The following is a 21265-nucleotide window of genomic DNA, read 5'->3' on the forward strand; positions in this document are numbered from 1 at the left end:
CTTTCTTGACGTTCCCGGAGGCAAGATCGAACGGTCGTGCTTCCCGGTTTCCTACTCCGCGTCAAGGCGCGGTTGGCCCTGCGCCTATGGTTGCCCCAGCACTCCAGGACCGCCTGCCGCTCGCGTTAGGACAGCAAGGACAGCGATGCCCCCCAACACCACCGCCTCTTCCGGCCAACAGCCCGGCAAGCCCGGCAGGAAGAAGGGGCGCAAAGCCCGACTGTTCTTGATTGTCCTGGTTCTCGCCATCATCGGAGGCATCGCCTTCGGCGCGTACTGGAGCATCAGCACGGTGCGCGCCTCCTTCCCGCAGACCAAGGGCTCCATCCAGCTCGACGGCCTGTCGGGGCCGGTGACCGTGCAGCGCGACGGCAACGGGATCCCGCAGATCTACGCCTCGTCCGACGAGGACCTGTTCATGGCCCAGGGCTTCGTCCAGGCGCAGGACCGGTTCTACGAGATGGACGTGCGCCGTCACATGACCTCGGGCCGGCTGTCCGAGATGTTCGGCGAGGGGCAGGTCAAGAACGACGAGTTCCTGCGCACGCTGGGCTGGGACCGGATCGCGAAGCAGGAGTACGACACCAAGCTGTCGGCCTCCACGAAGAAGTACCTGCAGTCGTACGCCAAGGGAGTCAACGCCTATCTGAAGGGCAAGAGCGGCGAGGACATCTCCCTGGAGTACGCGGCCCTCGGCTTCACCAACGACTACACGCCGACCCAGTGGACCCCGGTCGACTCGGTGGCCTGGCTCAAGGCGATGGCCTGGGACCTGCGCGGCAACATGCAGGAAGAGATCGACCGTTCCCTGATGACGAGCAGGCTCGGCCCGAAGCAGATCGCCGACCTGTACCCGGAGTACCCGTACAGCCGGAACAAGCCGATCGTCCGGACGGGCTCGTACGACAGTGCCACCGGCACGTACAGCCCGACCGGCAGCACCTCGGCGACTGCGGCGGGCACGGGGCTCACGGGCAACACCGCGGCACCCACCGGGTTCCAGAGCCAGCTCTCGGGGCTCTACAAGGTCCTCGACGGCCTGCCCACGGCGGTCGGCGTGAACGGCAACGGCATCGGCTCCAACTCCTGGGTCGTCGCGGGAAGCCACACCATCACCGGCAAGCCGCTGCTGGCCAACGACCCGCACCTGTCGGCGTCACTGCCGTCGGTCTGGTACCAGATGGGCCTGCACTGCACCGCCGTCTCCGCCAAGTGCCAGTACGACGTCACCGGCTACACCTTCGCGGGCATGCCCGGAGTGGTCATCGGCCACAACGCGGACATGGCCTGGGGCATGACCAACTCCGGGGTCGACGTCACCGACCTCTACCTGGAGAAGATCACCGGCGCGGGCTACGAGTACGACGGCAAGGTGCTCCCCTTCACGACCCGCAAGGAAACGATCAAGGTCGCGGGCGGCACGCCCAAGACGATCGTCGTCCGGCAGACCGACGACGGAATGCCGCTGCTGTCCGACCGTGACGACGAACTCGTCCAGGTGGGCAAGAAGGCCACGGTCGACGCCGGGGCGCCCGACCGCGGCGACGGCTACGCGATAGCGCTGCGCTGGACCGCGCTGGACGCGGGCAACACCATGGACGCCGTGTTCGAGATGGACAAGGCGTCGAACTGGAACGAGTTCCGCAAGGCGGCCGCGTCCTTCGAGGTGCCGTCCCAGAACCTGGTCTACGCGGACGGCGCCGGCGCGAGCGGCAACATCGGCTACCAACTGCCGGGCAAGATCCCCACCCGCGCCAAGGGCGACGACGGCTCGCTCCCGTCGCCCGGCTGGGAATCCAAGTACCGCTGGACCGGCTACATCAAGCAGGCCGAGCTGCCCTACGAGTACAACCCCAAGCGCGGCTACATCGTCACCGCCAACCAGGCGGTCGTCGACCCGGGCAAGTACCCGTACACGCTCACCACGGACTGGGGCTACGGCACCCGCAGCCAGCGGATCACCGACCTGATCGAGACGAAGACCAAGGGCGGCGCCAAGCTCTCGACCGACGACATGCGCCAGATGCAGCTCGACAACAGCAGCGAGATCGCCAAGCTGATCGTGCCCAAGCTGCTCAAGATCGACGTGGCCGACAAGGACGTCCGCGACGCGCAGAAGCTCCTGGAGGGCTGGGACTACACCCAGGACTCCGACTCCGCCGCGGCCGCCTACTTCAACGCCACCTGGCGCAACATCCTCAAGCTCGCCTTCGGCAACAAGCTGCCCAAGGAGCTGCGGGTCAAGGGCCAGTGCCTGTGGGTCGACCGGGTCGACACCACCGGTCCCGCGGACGAGGACCAGAAGGTGCGCGAGTGCGGCGAGCGCGACGCGGACCAGGCGCAGCCGGACGGCGGCGACCGCTGGTTCGAGGTCGTCCGCAAGATCCTCGACGACGAGAACAACGACTGGTGGAAGTCGCCCGCCACCCGCACCGACAAACCGACCCAGACCCGGGACGAGCTGTTCGCGCGGGCCATGACGGACGCCCGCTGGGAGCTGACCGCCAAGCTCGGCAAGGACATCGACACCTGGAGCTGGGGCCGGCTGCACCGCCTGTTCCTGAAGAACCAGACCCTCGGTACCGAAGGCCCCGGCTTCCTGCAGTACATGCTCAACCGGGGCCCCTGGAACCTCAGCGGCGGCGAGGCGACGGTCAACGCGACCGGCTGGAACGCGGCGGGCGGCTACGGAGTGGTCTGGGTCCCCTCGATGCGGATGGTCGTCAACCTCCAGGACCTCGACAAGTCCAAGTGGATCAACCTCTCGGGTGCCTCGGGGCACGCCTACAGCGCTCACTACACCGACCAGACGGAGATGTGGGCCAAGGGCGAACTCCTGCCGTGGGCCTTCACCAAGAAGGCCGTCGACAAGAAGACCGCCGACACCCTGGTCCTGAAACCGTGACCCTCCGACGGGCGTCGAGGTCCTGACCCCCTGAAGCCGGTGCCTGACGGAAGTGGGGCGCCCCCCCCCCCGGGGGGGCCCCCCCCCCGCCCCCGGCCCCCCCCCCCCCCCCCGCCCCGCCCCCCGCCCCCCCCGGGGGGGGGGGCCCCCCCCCGGCCGGGGCGCGGGGGGGGCGGGGGGCCCCCCCCCGGCGGGGGGGGCGCCCCACTTCCGTTCTCCGTTCCCCGGCCCGCCGTCCGTCAGCGGAAGCGGCGCACGCCGGAGGGGGTCACCACCGCGTGGACGGGCCGGTCGTGCGCCTCCGCCGGGACCCGCTGGACGACCTCGGTGTCGTACAGGAGCACCACCAGCGCGGGATCGGCGCCCGAGCGCTCCAGGCGGGCCAGCACGCGGTCGTACGAGCCTCCGCCGCGACCCAGCCGCATCCCGCGCGCGTCGACGGCGAGACCGGGCAGCAGAACGGCGTCCGCGTCCTGGACGGCCGCCGGCCCCAGCCGCTCGCCGGCCGGTTCCAAGAGGGCCATCTTCCCGCCGTGTTGGATCCGCACGAGGCAGTCCGCCCCGGTGTACGCCCCCCAGTCCAGATCGTTGTCCGGCAGCAGGACCGGCAGGAGGACGCGCACCCCGCGTGCGCGGAGCGCGTCAAGGAGCGCGAGGGTGCCCGGTTCGCTCCCCACGGAGACGTAGGCGGCCACCGTCCGGGCGTGCGCCAGTTCGGGCAGCTCCAGGGCGCGGGCGGCGAGAGCGGCGGCCGTTTCCCGTACGTCATCGGCCGTCAACCCATTTCTCACCAAGAGGAACCCTCGCCGCAACATTCGCTTGTCAGGCTCTGGTTCAGGTCGGACGTGTCTCACAGGTGACTCCTGTAGTTCTCTTAATCCGCTCATATGACAGCGAATTAACCGGAGCCACAGATTCTTCACATAGCCACCGGTTATGGTTGCGGACATGACTGAGTCACACCCCAGGATCACCAAGGCTGTCATTCCGGCGGCAGGCCTCGGCACCCGGTTTCTGCCGGCTACCAAAGCCACTCCCAAGGAGATGCTTCCGGTCGTCGACAAGCCGGCGATCCAGTACGTGGTCGAAGAGGCCGCGTCGGCGGGTCTTGACGACGTCCTGATGATCACGGGCCGCAACAAGCGCCCCCTCGAAGACCACTTCGACCGCAACTACGAGCTCGAATCGGCACTTCAGAAGAAGGGCGACGCGAGCCGCCTCGCCAAGGTCCAGGAGTCCAGCGACCTCGCGACCATGCACTACGTGCGCCAGGGCGACCCCAAGGGCCTCGGCCACGCCGTCCTGTGCGCCGCCCCGCACGTCGGCCACGAGCCCTTCGCCGTCCTCCTCGGTGACGACCTGATCGACCCCCGCGACCCCCTGCTCGCCCGCATGGTCGAGGTCCAGGAGCGGCACGGCGGCAGCGTCATCGCGCTCATGGAGGTCGCGCCCGAGCAGATCCACCTCTACGGATGCGCCGCCGTCGAGGCCACCGACGAGGACGACCTGGTCAAGGTGACCGGACTGGTCGAGAAGCCGGACGCGGCGGACGCGCCCAGCGGCTACGCCATCATCGGCCGCTACGTCCTCGACCCGCACATCTTCGACATACTGCGCAAGACCGAGCCCGGCCGCGGCGGCGAGATCCAGCTCACCGACGCCCTCCAGCAGCTCGCCTCGGACGAGAAGGTCGGCGGCCCCGTGCACGGCGTCGTCTTCAAGGGCCGCCGCTATGACACCGGGGACCGAGGCGACTACCTGCGTGCCATTGTCAGACTCGCATGCGAACGTGAAGACCTGGGCCCGGACTTCCGGACCTGGCTTCGCAGTTACGTAGCCGAGGAGATGTAGGGACTTTGAGCAGCGCCGTGACCCGCACCACCGGCCAGGATCACCTCTGGTCGGTGGACGACCACCTGGAGGACATCCTCACGACCGTCCGTCCCCTCGAACCCATCGAGCTGCAACTCCTCGACGCCCAGGGCTGCGTCCTGGTCGAGGACGTCACGGTGCCGGTCTCCCTGCCGCCGTTCGACAACAGCTCGATGGACGGGTACGCGGTCCGGGTCGCGGATGTGGCGGGCGCGAGCGAGGAATACCCGGCGGTCCTGACCGTCGTCGGCGATGTCGCGGCAGGCCAGGCCGAGCAGCCCTACGTGGGCCCCGGCCAGGCCGCCCGCATCATGACCGGCGCCCCGCTGCCGCCCGGGGCCGAAGCCGTCGTCCCCGTCGAATGGACGGACGGCGGACTCGGCGAGGGCCCGGTCTCCGGGATGCGCGCGCACAGCGCCTCCCCCGAGGGCTCCTACGGACAGGTCCACGTCCACCGCCAGGCCGAGGCACGCGCGCACGTCCGCGCGAGGGGCAGCGACGTGAAGGCGGGCGACCGCGCCCTCGAAGCGGGCACCGTCCTCGGGCCGCCGCAGATCGGCCTGCTCGCCGCGATCGGCCGCGGCACCGTGCGGGTTCACCCCCGCCCGCGCGTTGTCGTCCTGTCCACCGGCAGCGAACTCGTCCAGCCCGACGAGGAGTTGAGCGCCGGCCAGATCTACGACTCCAACAGCTTCGCCCTGTGCGCGGCCGCGCGCGACGCGGGAGCCATCGCCTACCGGGTCGGCGCGGTCGCGGACGACGCCGAGACGCTGCGCTCGACCATCGAGGACCAGCTCGTCCGCGCGGACCTGCTGGTCACGACCGGCGGAGTGAGCGTCGGCGCCTACGACGTCGTCAAGGAAGCGCTCTCCTCGGTCGGCGACGAGGACGAGGCGGGCAGCGGCATCGACTTCCGCACCCTCGCCATGCAGCCCGGCAAACCCCAGGGCTTCGGCTCCATCGGCCCCGACCACACACCGCTGCTCGCCCTCCCGGGCAACCCCGTGTCGTCGTACGTGTCCTTCGAACTCTTCGTGCGCCCCGCGATCCGCACCCTGATGGGGCTGCAGGACGTCCACCGGCCCACGACCAGGGCCACCCTTTCCACGGACAAGGCACTGACCTCTCCGAAAGGCCGCCGCCAGTTCCTGCGCGGGACGTACGCGGACGGCGCCGTGACGCCCGTCGGCGGAGCGGGATCCCACCTGGTCGCGGCCCTCGCGCACGCCGACGCGCTGATCGTCGTCCCCGAGGACACCACCTCGGTCGAACCCGGCGCCGAGGTCGAGGTCGTCCTGCTCGGCTGAGCGGCCGGACGGTGCCGACGTCCGCCGGCGGACCCCCGGATCGTGCAGGGGGCGCACAGCTCCTTACTGAGGCGTAGCGGTGGACGGACGGGCGGTAACGTGTCGCGCACACCAGGCCCACGCGCCGCACCGCGACGGGCCCTGACCGGGAGCGCCCACGCACATGACTGTTCCGTCCCGGGGGGAGACCTCCGGACCCCCTGTGCAGGACCGACTGACACACCTCGACGAGGTCGGCGCCGCCCGCATGGTCGACGTGTCCGGGAAGGACGTGACCGCCCGCACCGCGCGCGCGAGCGGCCGTGTCCTGGTCTCGCCGCACGTCGTGGAGCTGCTGCGCGGCGAGGGGGTCCCCAAGGGTGACGCCCTCGCCACCGCGCGCATCGCGGGGATCATGGGAGCCAAGCGCACGCCCGACCTGATCCCGCTGTGCCACCCGTTGTCGGTGTCCGGTGTCACGATTGACCTGTCGGTCGCGGACGACGCCGTCGAGATCCTCGCCACCGTGAAGACCACCGACCGCACGGGCGTCGAGATGGAAGCCCTCACCGCGGTCAGCGTGGCGGCCCTCACCGTGATCGACATGGTCAAGGCTGTCGACAAGGGGGCGGTCATCACGGACGTACGGGTGGAAGAGAAGACAGGCGGGAAGTCGGGCCACTGGAGCCGGGCATGAGCGGCGACACCGTCCTCGGCGGTGCCCTCCCGGCGCCCTACAGCGCCCTGGTGGTCACGGCCTCCAACCGCGCCGCCGCCGGCGTCTACGAGGACAAGGGCGGACCCCTGATCACCGCCGGCCTCGCGGGGTTCGGGTTCGCGGTCGACGGGCCGTGGGTCGTCCCCGACGGGGACCCCGTGGAGGCGGCGCTGCGCGCCGGAGCCGAGGCGGGCTACGACGTCATCGTGACCACCGGCGGCACGGGCATCTCGCCCACCGACCGCACCCCCGAGGCGACCTCGCGGGTGCTCGACCACGAGATCCCGGGCATCGCGGAGGCCATCAGGGCGTTCGGAAGGGACAAGGTGCCGACGGCGGCGCTCTCGCGCGGGCTCGCCGGAGTCGCCGGAGGGACACTGATCGTCAACCTGCCGGGCTCCACCGGCGGGGTGAAGGACGGACTGGCCGTTCTCGAACCCCTCCTGATCCACGCCGTCGACCAGATCCGCGGCGGCGACCACCAGAGACCCAGCGGCAGTGGGGGTGCGAGCTGAACAGCCCATCCTGGCCGGTCGAGCTGGTGGACGGCGATGTCGTCCTCCGGCCGATAAGGCTGCGCGACCAGCGGGCCTGGCGCGAGGTGAACCGGCGCAACCGTGACTGGCTGCGCCCCTGGGAGGCGACCATCCCGCCGCCCACCCCGAGCGGTCCGATCGCGCACCGGCCGACGTACCGGCAGATGGTCCGGCACCTGCGCGCCGAGGCCAACGCGGGCCGGATGCTGCCCTTCGTGATCGAGTACCAGGGGCGGCTGGTCGGCCAGTTGACCGTGGCCGGGATCACCTGGGGCTCGATGTGCTCCGGGCACGTCGGCTACTGGGTGGACCAGTCGGTGGCGGGCCGCGGAGTGATGCCGACGGCCGTGGCGCTGGCGAGCGACCACTGCTTCCGCACCGTCGGACTGCACCGCATCGAAGTCTGCATTCGCCCCGAGAACGGGCCCAGCCGCAGGGTCGTGGAAAAACTCGGATTCCGCGAGGAAGGGCTGCGCCCGCGCTATCTCCACATCGACGGCGCCTGGCGGGACCATCTCGTCTTCGCGCTCACCGCGGAGGAAGTGCCCGAGGGGCTGCTCGCGCGCTGGCGCCGGACGCGTTCGGTGCCGAACCGTCCGGGTCAAGAGGGATCGGAGCAGGCCGGTTCGCAGAACTCGGGCAAGCCCGGCAACACCGGGAAATGAAATAGGTGTTCGAAAATGATCGGCGGACGATCGCGTCAGGGCATTAAATTCGCGCTCGCGGCGGCCTGCTGATCGCATCGGTCACAAAAAAAGCTCGAAATATCAGCCGGATCGGGCGACACACCGGCTCAATTGGCAGATGGCCTCACACAAACCCCTCTACCGTGTGAGGCGTGAGCAGCAGCGGCCTGATCTACGCAGTCATCGTCGGGGCCTGGGCCGCCTACTTGGTGCCGATGTGGCTCCGTAGGCAGGACGAGCTCAACGAAGCCCGTCCGACGGAACGCTTCAGCACCGCCATCCGGCTGCTGTCCGGACGGGCGGGCATGGAGCGTCGATACGCCAAGGACCTGCGCGCGCGCTCCGCCGAGGAGGAGGAGCCCAGCGCCGACCCGGACGACGTCACCGATTCGGTGGACGTCCGGGCCTTCGCCGTGCCTCCGGCCCGGCCCCAGGCGGCGGCCCAGCACCGTCCGCACGCACAGGAACGGGTTCAGGTGCCGGAGCCGGCCCAGACGGAGCAGAAGCCGGGGGCACGCGCCGGCCGGGAGAGCGGCACCTTCGAGACCTCGGGTGCCGCCCGGTCCGTACCGCACCAGTCCGGCCCGTCCGCGTCCGCGCCGAGACCCCCGGCCAAGTCCGCGCCCCAGCAGGCCGCGTCGTCCACGCCGGGCGCACGCCGGGCGGTCTCGGCAGAGGCCGCAGCGCGGGCCCGGCGTACGAAGGTCCTCGCGCGCCGTCGGCGTACGACGGTCCTGCTGTTCCTCGCGTTCACATTCGGCGCGATCGTGGCGGCCGTCGGCGGGCTCGCGTTCCTGTGGGCGCCCGGCGTACCGGCCGTGATGCTGAGCTCGTACATCGTGCATCTGCGCGCCCAGGAGCGACGGCGCTTCACCTACACCATGGACCGCCGCCGGGCCGAGGCCGCGGCGCAGCGGCTCCGGGAGCGGCAGCCTCGCCGGCGGACGTCCGTCGAACCCGGGGCGGACGCACCGGAGGAGGGCCCGGGGTCCGACACCGACCCCGGCCTCTCGGCGCTCGCCGCCGACCGCCGCGCCCTCGTCGAGCAGACCGACCACGCCGAGTGGGTCGACCAGCAGCGCGAGCGCCAGTGCGGGCCGGCTCAGGGGGACAGCTGGGACCCGGTGCCGGTTCCGCTGCCGACCTATGTCACCGCGCCGGTCGCGCCCCGGGCCACGTCCAGCGTCGACCTCGGGGCGCCGGACGCCTGGAGCTCCGCGCGGTCCAGCGCGGTCGAGCCGAGCGTGTCCGAGACCGAGCTTGCCGACGAGGAACTCTCGGACGGTTCGGACGGCGCCGAGGCCGCGGACGACACGCGCAGCGACGCCCGCCGCGCGGCGTCCGCGCGGCGCGCCCGCGAGCGCGGCCGTACGCCGCTGTTCGACCAGTACGAGGACGGGGAACGGCCCCGCGCGGCCAACGAGTGACGGGTGTGCCGACGGGTGCTCGCGAGGGCCTGGCTGACCAGCCCGGAACGGATTTCCGAGCACCTCGATCGGGATGCTAGAGTTTCACTCGTTGCAAGGGCCTGTGGCGCAGTCTGGTAGCGCACCTCGTTCGCATCGAGGGGGTCTGGGGTTCAAATCCCCACAGGTCCACCGCAGCCAAGAGGCCCGTTCCCATCACTGGGAGCGGGCCTCTTGCCTTGCCCTGGAGCCGACGGTGACAACTCCCGTCGGTGGCCCCGGAACCGGTGGTTCGGTCGGTCAGTGTCCGACGGTGAGGGCCCAGCGAACGCCGGACGGGGCCGTCACGGTCACCGTCCCGGGGGCGTGGCGGTGCCCGCGCTCGAGATCCAGTCGGTTGAGGACGCCGCTGACCTTTCCGGCGGCGCACGCGACCGGGAAGCTCAACCCGCCCGGTTCCGCCGAGACCTTCAGCGTTCCCCGGCCCTCGCAGTTCACGGCGATCCACAGGGTTCCGGGCCCGATTCCGCCCGGTACGTCGATCTCCTCGTTGCCGTGGCCGTTCGCGACCTTCGCGACGACCCCGCCGTCGTGTAGGTCCGGAGCCTCGGTGACGGACTCGCCGGGCAGGTACTGGACGGGGTCGGAGGCCGGAGACTGCCTCGGGGAGGACGTCGGCGAGGAAGCGGGCGACGAGGCCGGCGGCGGCGACAGTTCGGGGTCGGGCTCAGCGGAGCCGCCCTGGCCGCCGGTGCAGCCGGTCAGGGCCAGCGCGGCGGCCAGCCCTCCCGCCGCCGCGCTCGCTCTCAGCCGTACGTTCCGTAAGGGTCGGGTCGTCGACATCGGGTCGGCCTCCAGGCGCGCTCGGTCCGTCGGGGCGCCTCCGGATGAACACCGCCCCGATGACTAGAGGGCTTTGGCGTAACAAAGGCTCAGTTCGTGGAAGCGGTAGTAGCCGAATTTGGCGCACGGCTCGTAGCCGCTCGACGCGTAGAGGGCGACCGCCTCGGGCTGCTTGGTGCCGGTCTCCAGGACCATGCGGACGCGGCCGGCCGCGCGGGCGTCGTCCTCCAGCGCCGCCAGCATGCGCCGGGCGAGGCCGAGGCCGCGGGCCTCGGGGACCACGTACATGCGCTTGAGCTCGGCGTCTCCGTCCGAGTAACCCTCGTCGTTCTCGTCCTGCGTGCGCCAGCCGCCCGTGGCCACCGGGCGGTCCCACTCGTCGTACGCGATCAGATAGAGGCCCAGCGGCGGGTCGAACATCCGCGCGTCCAGATGCGTGGCGTCGCCGTCGTCGCCGTAGCGCTCGGCGTATTCGGCCTGAACCTGGTCGTTGAGCTTGATCGCGTCGGGGTGGTCGAAAGGGACCGGGCGAAAATTCATGCGATTTACCGTACATCTATGCGGTGAATGATCGAGTTCGGGCCGGTGGCACCGATTAAGTATGGTGCCCGGGTGCCGACCGCGACCTCCGTCAACCTGCCCGAAGGGCGAGTGCTTTGCTAACGGTGACCTCTGTGAATGTGAACGGACTCCGGGCCGCCGCGAAGAAGGGCTTCGTGGAGTGGCTCGCGGGGACCTCCGCGGACGTGCTGTGTCTCCAGGAGGTGCGGGCCGAGCCGGGCCAGCTCTCCGCGGAGGTCCGCGCGCCCGAGGGCTGGCATGTCGTGCACGCCCCAGCCGCCGCCAAGGGGCGCGCGGGTGTGTCCCTTTACACACGCCGCGAGCCCGACCGCGTCCGGATCGGCTTCGGCTCCGAGGAGTTCGACTCCTCCGGACGGTACGTCGAGGCGGACCTGCCCGGTGTCACCGTCGCGAGCCTCTATCTGCCCTCGGGCGAGGTCGGGACCGGGCGGCAGGAAGAGAAGGTCCGGTTCATGGGGGAGTTCCTCGCCCACCTGAAGGGACTCAGGGAGCGGGCCGCCGCCGACGGGCGCGAGGTCGTCGTCTGCGGCGACTGGAACATCGCCCACCAGGAGGCCGACCTCAAGAACTGGCGCGCCAACAAGAAGAACTCCGGCTTCCTGCCCGAGGAGCGGGAGTGGCTGGGGCAGGTCCTCGACGCGGGTGACGGCGGGTACGTCGACGTCGTACGGGCCCTGCACCCGGACGGCGAGGGACCGTACACGTGGTGGTCGTACCGGGGGCGGGCCTTCGACAACGATTCGGGATGGAGGATCGACCTCCACGTCACCACCCCCGGGCTCGCGGGCAAGGCGGTCAAGGGCTTCGTGGAGCGCGCGGCGACACACGAGGAGCGCTGGTCCGACCATGCGCCGGTCACGGTGGTCTACGACCTCTGAGTCGCCGCCCGTCCATTGCCTCCGGGCGGATCCGGTCGCGGTGACGGTGTCGCCTAGGCCTGGGGGTCCTGGTGGTCCGGTGGGCCCTCAGGGTCCCGAGGAGCCCGGAGTCGTCGGTCCAGGGCCATCGACAGTTCCGCTTCCACCACGCTCTTCGCCAGCGGGCGCAGGCGTTGGAGGTCGTCGGGGGTGCGGTTCTCGGTGAGGACCAGGGTGGTGAAGAGCTCGGCGAGTGCCTCGGTGTGGTCGCGTACGCGGCGGGCCGCCGTCAGGACGTCGGCGAGCGGTATGCCCTCGCGGACGAGGGCGGCCGAGACGTCGAGCAGGCGGCGGCTGATGTGCACGATCTCGCCGCCGTCCGTGCCGAGATAGCCGAGGTCGAGCGCCGCGGCGAGGTTCTCCGGGGTCGCCTGGCCGGCGAACACGTCGGCCAGTTCCTCGGGGGAGAGGCGGACCGGGGTCTCCTCGGTGGGCTCGCCGAGACCGAGCAGTTCGCCCACGTCGCGGCCGTGGTCGAAGGCCTCGGCCAGTTCCGCGATGCCGTTCAGGGTGTGGCCGCGTTCCAGCAGCGCCGAGATGGTGCGCAGGCGGGCCAGGTGGGTGTCGTCGTACCAGGCGATACGGCCCTCGCGCCGGGGCGGAGGTATGAGCTTGCGCTCCCGGTAGAAGCGCAGGGTGCGCACGGTGATGCCGGCCGCCTCGGCCAGTTCCTCCATGCGGTACTCGCGGCGGCCGGGTTCCGGCGCGGACCGGTCGGCGCTCGCGAGCGGGCCGGAGCCGGGCTCCGGGGCCTCGCGCGGGCGCCCGTCCCGTGGTCGCGTGCCGGACGCGTCCGGTGGTCGCGTGCCGGTCGTCCGCGTCTCGGGGTCCCGTGCTCGCGCCCCGGCGCCCCGCTTTCCTGATCCCTCGGCCACGTCCGCACCCTACGTCGTACCCCCGGTAACTTTCCCGGTCGCGACCCCTACCCATGAGTACGAAGCTGCTCTACCCTCCCGATTGTGCCAGTGTTCACTGGCAGGGTCCTGCGGGCTAGGGAGGCGCCGGGATGACCGAGCACGAGCATGTACGGGTGGCGGTGATCGGGTCCGGGTTCGGCGGGCTCGGGGCCGCCGTGCGACTGCGCCGCGAAGGGATCACCGACTTCGTGGTCCTGGAGCGGGCCGGCGGTGTGGGCGGCACCTGGCGCGACAACAGCTATCCCGGGTGCGCCTGTGACGTCCCGTCGCACCTGTACTCGTTCTCGTTCGCGCCCAACCCCGCATGGCCGCGCACCTTCTCCGGACAGGAGCACATCCGCGCGTACCTGGAGCACGTGGCGGACGTCTTCCGGCTGCGGCCGCACCTGCGGTTCGACTCCGAGGTCAAGATGATGACCTGGGACACGGAGACGCTGCGCTGGCGGATCGAGACGAGCGGCGGCTTCCTGACGGCGGACGTCGTGGTGTCCGCGACGGGCCCGCTCTCCGACCCCAAGATCCCGCACATCCCGGGCATCGACACCTTCACCGGCAAGGTGTTCCACTCCGCCCGCTGGGACCACGACTACGACCTGAGCGGCAAGCGCGTCGCCATGGTCGGCACCGGGGCCTCGGCCATCCAGATCGTGCCCGCGATCCAGCCGGACGTCGCCCGGCTGACCCTCTTCCAGCGCACCCCGCCCTGGGTGATGCCGCGGGTCGACCGGGCCATCAGCGGAGCGGAGCGGTGGCTGCACCGGCGGCTTCCGTTCACGACGCAGGCCAGGCGCGGACTCCTGTGGGGCATCCGGGAACTCCAGGTGCAGGCGTTCACCAAGCGGCCCGATCAGCTGGGCGTGGTCGAGCGGCTCGCCAGGCGGAACATCGCGCGCGCCGTCAAGGACCCGGCGCTGCGGACGAAGCTGACGCCCGACTACCGGATCGGCTGCAAGCGGATCCTGCTGTCGAACGCCTACTATCCGGCGCTCACCCGGCCGAACGTGGACGTCGTGGCCTCCGGACTCGCCGAGATCGACGGCTCCACGCTGATCGCCGCCGACGGCACCAGGGCCGAGGCCGACGCGATCGTGTTCGGGACCGGGTTCCACGTCACCGACATGCCGATCGCCGAGCGGGTCGTCGGGGCGGACGGCAGGACGCTCGCGCAGGCGTGGGAGACCGGCATGAAGTCGCTGCGCGGTGCCACCGCCGCCGGGTTCCCCAACTGGATGACGATCATCGGACCGAACACCGGGCTCGGGAACTCCTCGATGATCCTGATGATCGAGTCCCAGCTGAACTACATGGCCGACTTCGTACGGCAGTTGGACGTGCTCGGGGGCCGCGTGGCGCTCGACGCGCGGCCCGCCGCCGTGGACGCGTGGAACGACCGTGTGCAGGAACGCATGAAGCGCACGGTGTGGAACACCGGTGGCTGCACGAGCTGGTACCTCGACGCCAACGGCGTCAACACCACCGTATGGCCCGGTACGACGACCGAGTTCCGGGGCGCCACGCGCCGCGTCGACCTCGGGGAGTACGACGTGCTGCGCGTGGCCGGAGCGGAGCCGGCGGCCGCACCCGGCGTCGCGCCCGAGCCCCGGACGAAGAGCACCCGTGAGAAGAAGGTCGAGGCAGACGCGTGAGCCGACTGACGCACGAGGCGCTCGGGGCGTACGCGCCTCCCGTGCCGGCACGGGAACTGATCGCGCACTCCGCGGACGGCGCGCGACTGCACGTCGAGGTGCACGGCCCCGAGGACGCGCCCGCCGTCGTCCTCGCGCACGGCTGGACCTGCTCGACCGCCTTCTGGGCGGCCCAGATCCGGGACCTCGCAGCCGACCACCGGGTCATCGCGTACGACCAGCGGGGGCACGGGCGCAGTCCGGCGAGTGAGGCGTGCAGCACGAAGGCGCTCGCCGACGATCTGGAGGCGGTGCTCGCGGCCACGCTCGCGCCGGGCGAGAAGGCCGTGCTCGCGGGGCACTCCATGGGCGGCATGACCTTGATGGCGGCCTCGGCGCGGCCGCGGTTCAGGGAGCACGCGGCGGCGGCGCTGTTGTGCAGCACGGGGAGCACCCGGCTGGTCGAGGAGTCGCGGGTGCTGCCGTTGCGCGCCGGGCCGCTCCGGACGCGGGTGACCGGGGCCGTGCTCGGCTCGCGCGCGCCACTCGGACCCGTCACACCGCTCGCCAGGCGGATCCTCAAGTACGCGACCATGGGCCCCGGTTCGTCTCCCGTCATGGTGGACGCGTGCGCGCGGATCGTGCACGCCTGTCCGCGCGCCGTGCGCCACGCCTGGTCGGCCGTGCTCGCCACCCTCGATCTCGAGGCGGGGGTACGGGAGTTGAGGGTGCCGACGGCGGTGATCGCGGGCGCGGTGGACCGGTTGACACCGGTGGTGCACGCGCGGGCCCTGGTCGCGACGCTGCCGAACTGCGTCGGCAGTACCGAAATGCCGGGGCTCGGCCATATGACTCCGGTGGAGGCGCCGGAGCTGGTGACCGCCCGGATACGGGAACTCGTCACCACGTACATGCAGGCCGCCGGGGGACAAAAGGCCGCAGCCGACGCGGAGATCGCCGCAGAGATCGCCGTAGAGGGCGCGGAGAACGCAGGAATCGCGGAGACCGCAGAGATCAAGGAGGGCGCATGAGCAAGGTGAGCCTGGAAGGGCAGGTCGCCGTCGTCACGGGGGCCGCGCGCGGCGTCGGCGAGCTCCTCGCGCGCAAGCTCTCCGCGCGCGGGGCGAAGGTCGCGCTGGTCGGTCTGGAGGCGGACGAGCTGAAGCGGGTCTCGGAGCGGCTGCACAGCGAGAGCGACCACTGGTACGCCGATGTCACCGACCACGAGGCGATGGCGCGGGTGGCCCAGGAGGTCGAGCAGCGGTTCGGCACGGTGGACATCGTCGTCGCGAACGCCGGTGTCGCGAGCGGGGGTCCGTTCGTGGACTCCGACCCCGTCGCCTGGCGGCGGGTGATCGAGGTGAACCTGATCGGATCGGCGGTCACCGCGCGGGCGTTCCTGCCGGCACTGCTGGAGAGCCGGGGGTACCTGCTGCAGATCGCGTCGCTGGCCGCGATCACTCCCGCTCCCATGATGTCGGCCTACTGCGCCTCCAAGTCGGGTGTGGAGGCGTACGCGCACAGTCTGCGCGCCGAGGTCGGCCACCGGGGCGTACGCGTCGGCGTGGGGTATCTGTCGTGGACCGACACGGACATGGTGCGGGGCGCCGACCAGGACGAGGTGATGCGGGAGTTGCGGCAGCGGCTGCCGTGGCCGTCCAACAAGACGTATCCGCTGGGTCCGGCCGTCGACCGGATCGTGGCCGGGATCGAGCGCCGCTCCAGCCATGTGTACGCCCAGTGGTGGCTGCGGGGGATGCAGGGGATCCGGGGGTATCTGCCCGGGGTCATCGGGGCGGTCGGACAGCGCGAGATGCGGCGGTTCGAGCCGCGCCTCGGCAGCGTGCGGACGGGGCTGGTCGGGGCGGGCGGGGCGGCCGACGAGGAGGAGCGGAAATCGTCGGCTCCGTAGGCCGGCCGGAGGCGCTCCGGGGGATCCGGGGCGTCTCCGGGATGTGTCCCACCGGCGCTTCTCACGGTGAGTGACTGACCGAAATGCGTGCTCTGTTCCTGCGTGTCAGTCTGGTCGAGGCCCGGACTTCCCCACTCACAAGGGGGGTCGAGGGCCGAATCCCTCACCCGCAACAGGAGTGAATCTCATGAGCATGCAGGACCAGTTCAAGGACAAGGCCGAGCGGATGAAGCAGCAGGGCAAGAAGAAGACGCGCCCCGAGGGCCGGCAGGACGAGGCGAGCCGCCGTGCCCCGGCCGGCCGCGACGGTGCCCCGGCTCGTGACGGCGCGATGCCGGACGCGGAGCGTGCTCAGCGGGAGGCTCAGGACCGCTTCGACCAGGACTACGACGCCTGATCGTCGCACCTGCTCGGCCTGAATGGGGTGCCCCTTTCCGAGGGGCACCCCATTCGCGCGTCCGCCGCCCGCCCGGCACCCGCCTGGCAGGAACGCGGCCCGAGCCGCGGGTGGTCGGTCCGTTCGTTCCGGTCCGTTCGTTCAGGTCGGTTCGGGTGCACGTCAGTTCGCTCGCGGGGGGAGCTTCGGTCGTGTTCTGTCGGGCACGTTCGAGTGGTCCGGCGGGGAGGCCGCGGGATGGGTGCGGAGCAGGTCCAGGGCGAGCTGGATGGCGTCGTCCAACTGGGCGTGACGGCCCTCCGCCCAGTCGAGCGGGGTGCGCAGGATCTCCAAGTCGGGGGCGACGCCGTGGTTTTCGACGGACCAGCCGTACGCGTCGAACCAGGCGGCGTTCATCGGCACGGTGATGACGGTGCCGTCGCCGAGGCGGTGCCGGCCGGTCATGCCGACGACTCCGCCCCAGGTGCGCTGCCCCACCACCGGGCCCAGTTTGAGCAGTTTGAAGGCGGCGGTGATCATGTCGCCGTCGGACGACGTCGCCTCGTCGGCCAGGGCCACCACCGGGCCGCGCGGGGCGTTGGAGGCGTACGACACCGGCTGCGCGTCACGTGTGAGGTCCCAGCCGAGAATCGTGCGGGTCAGCTTCTCGACGACCAGTTCGCTGATGTGGCCGCCCGCGTTGCCCCGCACGTCGACGATGAGGGCCGGGCGTGAGACCTCCATGCGCAGGTCGCGGTTGAACTGGGCCCAGCCCGAGCCGCCCATGTCCGGGATGTGCAGATAGCCGCAGTGGCCGCCGCTCAACTCCCGTACGACCTGGCGGCGTTTGGCCACCCAGTCCTGGTAGCGCAGCGGGCGTTCGTCGATCAGCGGGACCACGGCCACCCGGCGTGAGCGGCCCTCGCCCTCCGCCGGGGTGAAGGTCAGCTCCACCGTCGTACCGCCCGCGCCCGCGAGCAGCGGATACGGGCCGGCGACCGGGTCCACCCGGCGCCCGTCGACATGGGTCAGGACCGCGCCCTCGCGGATACCGGTGCCGGCCAGCGGTGAGCGTGCCTTGGAGTCGGACGAGTCCCCGGGCAGAATCCGCTTGAGCATCCAACTGCCGTCACGGCAGACGAAGTTGGCGCCGAGCAGGCCCTGCCAGCGCTGGTAGTGGGGCGGACCCTCGTTGCGGCGCGCGGCGGTGACGTAGGCGTGCGAGGTGGCCAGTTCGCCGAGGACCTCGCGCAGCAGGTCCGCGAACTCGTCCGGGGAGGCGACCCGTTCGACCAGCGGGCGGTACTGCTCCAGGATCGCGTCCCAGTCGAGGCCGCACATGTTCGGGTCCCAGTAGTAGGCGCGGATGATGCGGCCGGCCTCCGCGTACGCCTGGCGCCATTCGGCGGGCGGGTCCACCTCGTGCAGGATGCGGCGCAGGTCGATCCAGACGGTCGAGTCGCTGTCGCCGGACTCGGTGGAGGGGACGGCGCGCAGATCGCCCTCGTCGACGACGACGAGCCGGGAACCGTCGCCGCTCACCGCGAACCAGTCCAGATGGTCGACGAGTTCGGACTTCTTCGCCTTGGTGATGTTGAAGAACTCCAGGGTCGGACGGCCGGTCGTGTCGTCCGGGTTGGCGAACGTCTCGCCCAGCGCGCCGGAGATCGGCCAGCGCAGCCAGACCAGGCCGCCGCCCGAGACGGGGCGCAGCGCCGAGTACTTGGAGGCGGTGACCGGGAAGGGCGTCACCCGGCTTTCCAGGCCTTCGAGTTCGACGGTGGTCGTGCTGCCGTCGCCCGACCCGTCCTCGACCGGGTCGAGGCCCCCGGCGACCGGCCGCCCGTCCGGGTTCAGCGCGAACGGGGAAGGCGTGGCGGAGGACAGCGGGACGAGGTAGGGACGGCAGCCGAGGGGGAAGGACAGGTCCCCGGTGTGGACGTCGTACACCGGGTCGAAGCCGCGCCAGGACAGGAAGGCCAGATAGCGGCCGTCCCACGTGAAGACCGGATTCTCGTCCTCGAAGCGGCCGTTGGTGACGTCGACGATCAGGCGGTCCTTTATGCGGGCCATCTTGATCTGCCGCAGCGAGCGCCCGATCCCGGGGTGGGACCAGGTCAGCCACGCGCCGTCCGGAGAGAAGGCGAGGTCCGTCACCGGGCCGTTGATGGAACGGATGAGCTCGGTGACCTCGGCTTCCCCGGATTTCGTGCTGGAGGCGTCTTCGGTCTCCGTCTCGGAGGTGTCGCGGGACTTCGTGCTGGAGGGGTCTTCGGTGTCCGTTTCGGAGGTGTCGCGGGACTTCGTGGCGGAGGGGTCTTCGGTGTCCGTTTCGGAGGTGTCGCCGGACTTCGCGGCGGAGGCGTCTTCGGTCTCCGTGCCCGAGGCGTCCTCGGACTCCGTGCCGGAGTTGTCGGCGGACTCCGTGTCGGAGATGCCGGCCGATTCCTCCGTCGCGTCGAGCAGGAGCAGGCGTCCGTCGTTCGAGGCGATGGCGAGACGCTCGCCCTGCGGGTCCGACACCAGCTCCTGTACGCGGCCCAGCCGCCCGGAGGCGAGGCGGCGCGGCTCGCGGGCGCCGGTCGCGCGCGGCAGGTAGGCGATCTCGACGGCGTCCTCGCCCTCCGCGTCGGTGACATAGGCGATCTGGCCGCCCGAGCCGAGCATCTCCGGGAGCCGGACCCGTACGCCCGGGGTGTCCGCGATGGTGCGCGCGGGGCCGTCGCGGTGGGTGAGCCAGTACAGGCTGCCGCGTACGACGACGGCGCTGGCCCGTCCTGTCTCGTCGACGGAGATGCTGTCCACGTGCTGGGCGGCGGGCACCGGGTACGTACGCCGCCCCGCCCGCGGACCGCCCAGGACGACGTCGAGACGGCGGGGGACCGACTCGGGGGACAGGTTGTCGACGATCCACAGATCGCCCGCGCACTGGTAGACGACCCGGGTGCCGTCCGACGACGCGTGCCGGGCGTAGAAGGCGTCGTGGTCGGTGTGCCGGCGCAGGTCGGAGCCGTCGTACGCGCAGGAGTAGAGGTTGCCGACGCCCTCGTGGTCGGAGAGGAACGCGATGCGCCCGCCGACGAACATCGGGCAGGCGAGATGGCCTTCGAGGCCGGAGACCAGTTGCCGGCCGTGCAGCCAGATACGGCCCGTGGCCCCGCCCCGGTAGCGCTTCCAGGCGGCCGGTTCGTGCGGCGGGGTGCCGGTGAGCAGCAGGGTCCTGCGCTCGCCCTCGACGTCGGCGACCCCGATGTCCGAGACCGGGCCCCAGGGCAGCTTGCGGCCGGGGTCGCCGTCGGTGGCGACGGAGTAGGCCCAGGTGAAGTACGAGAAGGGCTGGCCGTGCGAGGCGACGGCGAGGATGTCGCCGTCGGGGGACCAGCCGCACACCTGGGTGTCGGCGCTGCCCCAGTAGGTGAGCCGGCGGCCCGGTCCGCCGTCCACCGGCACCAGATGGATCTCCGGGACGAAACTGCGCCAGCTCGTGTACGCGATGTGCCGGCCGTCGGGGGAGAACCGGGGGTGGCCGACCTTGGTGCGGTCGACGGTGAGCCGCCAGGCGCGCCCCCGGCCGTCGAGCGGGGCCAGCCACAGATCGTCCTCGGTGACGAAGCACAGCCGGTCGCCGCTCAGGTGCGGGAAACGCAGATAGCCGGGGGAGTTCTCGTCCGTGGTCGCGTTCTCGTACTCGTCGCTCACCTCCCCATGCTTTTCCGCTGGACGGGCCCCGGCAACTCGTGGAACCGGGGGCGCGTTGTGGGGCAGGGGCGCTCCCGGGAATACGGGAGGTGTACGCGGGGCGCGTTCAGGAACACATGCGCCCCACCTGCCCCGGCCGCCGGCATGCCGTAACCACCCGCTCCCCGGCGTGACCCAGCACACGTACGAAACGGTTTCGTTTCGCTGGTGTGGGGAGGTATCTTCAGAGGCATACGAAGCATGGCTCCCAAGCGGGATCCGAAGCGGGAGAGGTGAGTGGGATGGCTGAAGCCGCAACGGCGCGTCGCAGTCGGATCACACCCGAGCGTGAGGCCGAGCTGTACACGGCCGTGCTCGACCTGCTTCGGGAGGTCGGGTACGACGCCCTCACGATGGACGCCGTCGCGGCCCGTACCCGTTCCAGCAAGGCCACCCTCTACCGCCAGTGGGGCGGCAAGGCCGAGCTCGTCGTGAAAGCGCTGCGGCACCAGAAGCCGCTGAAGTTCTCCGACATGGACACCGGGAGCCTGCGGGGCGACTTCCACGCGCTCGCCCTCCGGCAGGACGACTGCCAGATGGAGCAGGACTCCGCGCTGATGCGGGGCCTGGCCATGGCGGCGCACTCGAATCCGGATCTGCTGAAGGCGTTCCGGGAGTGGCTGATCGAGCCGGAGCTGGAAGAGCTGCGCAGGGTCCTCCAGCGCGGTGTCGACCGAGGCGAGATCCGTGCCGACAACCCGGCGATGCAGTACGTGATGCACATGCTGATCGGCGCCTTCGCCGCCCGAACCATGATCGACGAACTCCCGCCGACGCAGGCCTTCCTGCATTCGTATGTCGACGCCGTGGTCCTCCCCGCTCTCGGCGCCTGACGTCCCACGCCCTCATCTCCTTCCCTCTTCCACCCCCACGGACCCACCCCCTACGGAGTCATCTCTGTAGTCGCACCTGACGCGCCGCTCACGTCGTCGGGCTGATCCCCCCT

At 71.1% G+C, this 21265-nt stretch carries 18 protein-coding genes and 1 tRNA gene; 14 read left to right on the plus strand and 5 right to left on the minus strand.

What is annotated here, in order from left to right; translation table 11 throughout:
- Nucleotides 1-145: 145 nt before the first annotated feature.
- Nucleotides 146-2905, plus strand: coding sequence for a penicillin acylase family protein (locus tag ACIQRL_RS11980; protein WP_401330374.1), 2760 nt, complete (start codon nt 146-148; stop codon nt 2903-2905).
- A 239-nt stretch (nt 2906-3144) separates the two neighbouring features.
- On the opposite strand, the gene ACIQRL_RS11985 is transcribed toward ACIQRL_RS11980, so the two are convergent.
- On the minus strand, nt 3145-3720 hold the full coding sequence (locus tag ACIQRL_RS11985; protein ID WP_401330377.1) for a 5-formyltetrahydrofolate cyclo-ligase: 576 nt from the start codon (nt 3718-3720) through the stop codon (nt 3145-3147).
- A 133-nt stretch (nt 3721-3853) separates the two neighbouring features.
- Between ACIQRL_RS11985 and galU the strand changes: the two genes are divergently transcribed.
- The 7 genes from galU (at nt 3854) to ACIQRL_RS12020 (ending at nt 9601) form a co-directional block, all read left to right on the plus strand.
- Nucleotides 3854-4756, plus strand: a complete 903-nt coding sequence (gene galU / locus ACIQRL_RS11990; protein ID WP_401330380.1) for a UTP--glucose-1-phosphate uridylyltransferase GalU — start codon at nt 3854-3856, stop codon at nt 4754-4756.
- A 5-nt stretch (nt 4757-4761) separates the two neighbouring features.
- Entirely contained in the window at nt 4762-6084 is a 1323-nt protein-coding gene (gene glp, locus ACIQRL_RS11995; RefSeq protein WP_401330383.1) for a gephyrin-like molybdotransferase Glp, read from the plus strand.
- A 163-nt stretch (nt 6085-6247) separates the two neighbouring features.
- Nucleotides 6248-6760, plus strand: coding sequence for a cyclic pyranopterin monophosphate synthase MoaC (gene moaC, locus ACIQRL_RS12000; protein ID WP_401330386.1), 513 nt, complete (start codon nt 6248-6250; stop codon nt 6758-6760).
- Nucleotides 6757-7296 carry a molybdenum cofactor biosynthesis protein B gene (locus ACIQRL_RS12005; RefSeq protein WP_401330389.1) on the plus strand — a complete coding sequence of 180 codons (540 nt, stop codon included), beginning with the start codon at nt 6757-6759 and terminating at the stop codon, nt 7294-7296. Before moaC ends, ACIQRL_RS12005 begins: the two co-directional genes overlap by 4 nt.
- A gap of 26 nt (nt 7297-7322) precedes the next feature.
- On the plus strand, nt 7323-7982 hold the full coding sequence (locus ACIQRL_RS12010; RefSeq protein WP_401330391.1) for a GNAT family N-acetyltransferase: 660 nt from the start codon (nt 7323-7325) through the stop codon (nt 7980-7982).
- Nucleotides 7983-8155: 173 nt separating this feature from the next.
- Nucleotides 8156-9430: a gephyrin-like molybdotransferase receptor GlpR gene (gene glpR, locus ACIQRL_RS12015; protein ID WP_401330394.1), complete on the plus strand. Its 1275-nt coding sequence runs from the start codon at nt 8156-8158 to the stop codon at nt 9428-9430.
- Between the two features lie 97 nt (nt 9431-9527).
- A tRNA-Ala gene (locus ACIQRL_RS12020) sits at nt 9528-9601 on the plus strand.
- A gap of 108 nt (nt 9602-9709) precedes the next feature.
- Here the strand turns inward: ACIQRL_RS12020 and ACIQRL_RS12025 are convergent.
- Together ACIQRL_RS12025 and ACIQRL_RS12030 are read right to left on the minus strand one after the other, a co-directional pair.
- The gene (locus ACIQRL_RS12025; RefSeq protein WP_401330397.1) at nt 9710-10252 is read right to left on the minus strand and encodes a hypothetical protein; all 543 of its coding nucleotides are present in this window, start codon (nt 10250-10252) and stop codon (nt 9710-9712) included.
- 63 nt (nt 10253-10315) lie between these two features.
- Entirely contained in the window at nt 10316-10792 is a 477-nt protein-coding gene (locus ACIQRL_RS12030) for a GNAT family N-acetyltransferase (RefSeq protein WP_401330400.1), read from the minus strand.
- 116 nt (nt 10793-10908) lie between these two features.
- Here ACIQRL_RS12030 and ACIQRL_RS12035 point away from each other — a divergent pair, with 116 nt between their 5' ends.
- A complete protein-coding gene (locus tag ACIQRL_RS12035) occupies nt 10909-11712 on the plus strand; it encodes an exodeoxyribonuclease III (protein ID WP_401330403.1) in 804 nt (267 codons plus the stop codon).
- A 53-nt stretch (nt 11713-11765) separates the two neighbouring features.
- Here ACIQRL_RS12035 and ACIQRL_RS12040 read toward each other — a convergent pair whose 3' ends face one another.
- Nucleotides 11766-12428, minus strand: coding sequence for a MerR family transcriptional regulator (locus ACIQRL_RS12040; RefSeq protein WP_401330824.1), 663 nt, complete (start codon nt 12426-12428; stop codon nt 11766-11768).
- Nucleotides 12429-12757: 329 nt separating this feature from the next.
- On the opposite strand from ACIQRL_RS12040, the gene ACIQRL_RS12045 reads away from it, so the two are divergent.
- The 4 genes from ACIQRL_RS12045 to ACIQRL_RS12060 all read left to right on the plus strand — a co-directional run bounded on the left by ACIQRL_RS12045 (nt 12758) and on the right by ACIQRL_RS12060 (nt 16602).
- The gene (locus ACIQRL_RS12045; protein WP_401330406.1) at nt 12758-14314 is read left to right on the plus strand and encodes a flavin-containing monooxygenase; all 1557 of its coding nucleotides are present in this window, start codon (nt 12758-12760) and stop codon (nt 14312-14314) included.
- Nucleotides 14311-15324, plus strand: coding sequence for an alpha/beta fold hydrolase (locus tag ACIQRL_RS12050; RefSeq protein ID WP_401330409.1), 1014 nt, complete (start codon nt 14311-14313; stop codon nt 15322-15324). The genes ACIQRL_RS12045 and ACIQRL_RS12050 overlap by 4 nt, the downstream gene beginning before the upstream one ends.
- Nucleotides 15321-16205: an SDR family oxidoreductase gene (locus ACIQRL_RS12055; protein ID WP_401330412.1), complete on the plus strand. Its 885-nt coding sequence runs from the start codon at nt 15321-15323 to the stop codon at nt 16203-16205. Before ACIQRL_RS12050 ends, ACIQRL_RS12055 begins: the two co-directional genes overlap by 4 nt.
- 187 nt (nt 16206-16392) lie before the next feature.
- A complete protein-coding gene (locus tag ACIQRL_RS12060) occupies nt 16393-16602 on the plus strand; it encodes a hypothetical protein (protein ID WP_401330414.1) in 210 nt (69 codons plus the stop codon).
- Between the two features lie 162 nt (nt 16603-16764).
- Here the strand turns inward: ACIQRL_RS12060 and ACIQRL_RS12065 are convergent, their stop codons facing one another.
- Nucleotides 16765-20280 (minus strand): S41 family peptidase, encoded by a 3516-nt coding sequence (locus ACIQRL_RS12065; RefSeq protein WP_401330416.1) that lies wholly within the window; start codon nt 20278-20280, stop codon nt 16765-16767.
- A 281-nt stretch (nt 20281-20561) separates the two neighbouring features.
- On the opposite strand from ACIQRL_RS12065, the gene ACIQRL_RS12070 reads away from it, so the two are divergent.
- A complete protein-coding gene (locus ACIQRL_RS12070) occupies nt 20562-21152 on the plus strand; it encodes a TetR/AcrR family transcriptional regulator (RefSeq protein WP_401330419.1) in 591 nt (196 codons plus the stop codon).
- Nucleotides 21153-21265: the final 113 nt, after the last annotated feature.

Origin of the sequence: Streptomyces sp. NPDC091209 (genome assembly GCF_044757755.1) — a bacterium.
Lineage (GTDB): Bacteria > Actinomycetota > Actinomycetes > Streptomycetales > Streptomycetaceae > Streptomyces.

What these genes read in the sequence shown, in the direction of transcription:
- ACIQRL_RS11980 (WP_401330374.1), top strand. Translation starts at nt 146, where the DNA reads ATGCCCCCCAACACCACCGCCTCTTCCGGCCAACAGCCCGGCAAGCCC.
- ACIQRL_RS11985 (WP_401330377.1), bottom strand. Translation starts at nt 3,720, where the DNA reads ATGTTGCGGCGAGGGTTCCTCTTGGTGAGAAATGGGTTGACGGCCGAT.
- galU (WP_401330380.1), top strand. Translation starts at nt 3,854, where the DNA reads ATGACTGAGTCACACCCCAGGATCACCAAGGCTGTCATTCCGGCGGCA.
- moaC (WP_401330386.1), top strand. Translation starts at nt 6,248, where the DNA reads ATGACTGTTCCGTCCCGGGGGGAGACCTCCGGACCCCCTGTGCAGGAC.
- ACIQRL_RS12005 (WP_401330389.1), top strand. Translation starts at nt 6,757, where the DNA reads ATGAGCGGCGACACCGTCCTCGGCGGTGCCCTCCCGGCGCCCTACAGC.
- ACIQRL_RS12025 (WP_401330397.1), bottom strand. Translation starts at nt 10,252, where the DNA reads ATGTCGACGACCCGACCCTTACGGAACGTACGGCTGAGAGCGAGCGCG.
- ACIQRL_RS12030 (WP_401330400.1), bottom strand. Translation starts at nt 10,792, where the DNA reads ATGAATTTTCGCCCGGTCCCTTTCGACCACCCCGACGCGATCAAGCTC.
- ACIQRL_RS12040 (WP_401330824.1), bottom strand. Translation starts at nt 12,428, where the DNA reads ATGGAGGAACTGGCCGAGGCGGCCGGCATCACCGTGCGCACCCTGCGC.
- ACIQRL_RS12045 (WP_401330406.1), top strand. Translation starts at nt 12,758, where the DNA reads ATGACCGAGCACGAGCATGTACGGGTGGCGGTGATCGGGTCCGGGTTC.
- ACIQRL_RS12055 (WP_401330412.1), top strand. Translation starts at nt 15,321, where the DNA reads ATGAGCAAGGTGAGCCTGGAAGGGCAGGTCGCCGTCGTCACGGGGGCC.
- ACIQRL_RS12060 (WP_401330414.1), top strand. Translation starts at nt 16,393, where the DNA reads ATGAGCATGCAGGACCAGTTCAAGGACAAGGCCGAGCGGATGAAGCAG.
- ACIQRL_RS12070 (WP_401330419.1), top strand. Translation starts at nt 20,562, where the DNA reads ATGGCTGAAGCCGCAACGGCGCGTCGCAGTCGGATCACACCCGAGCGT.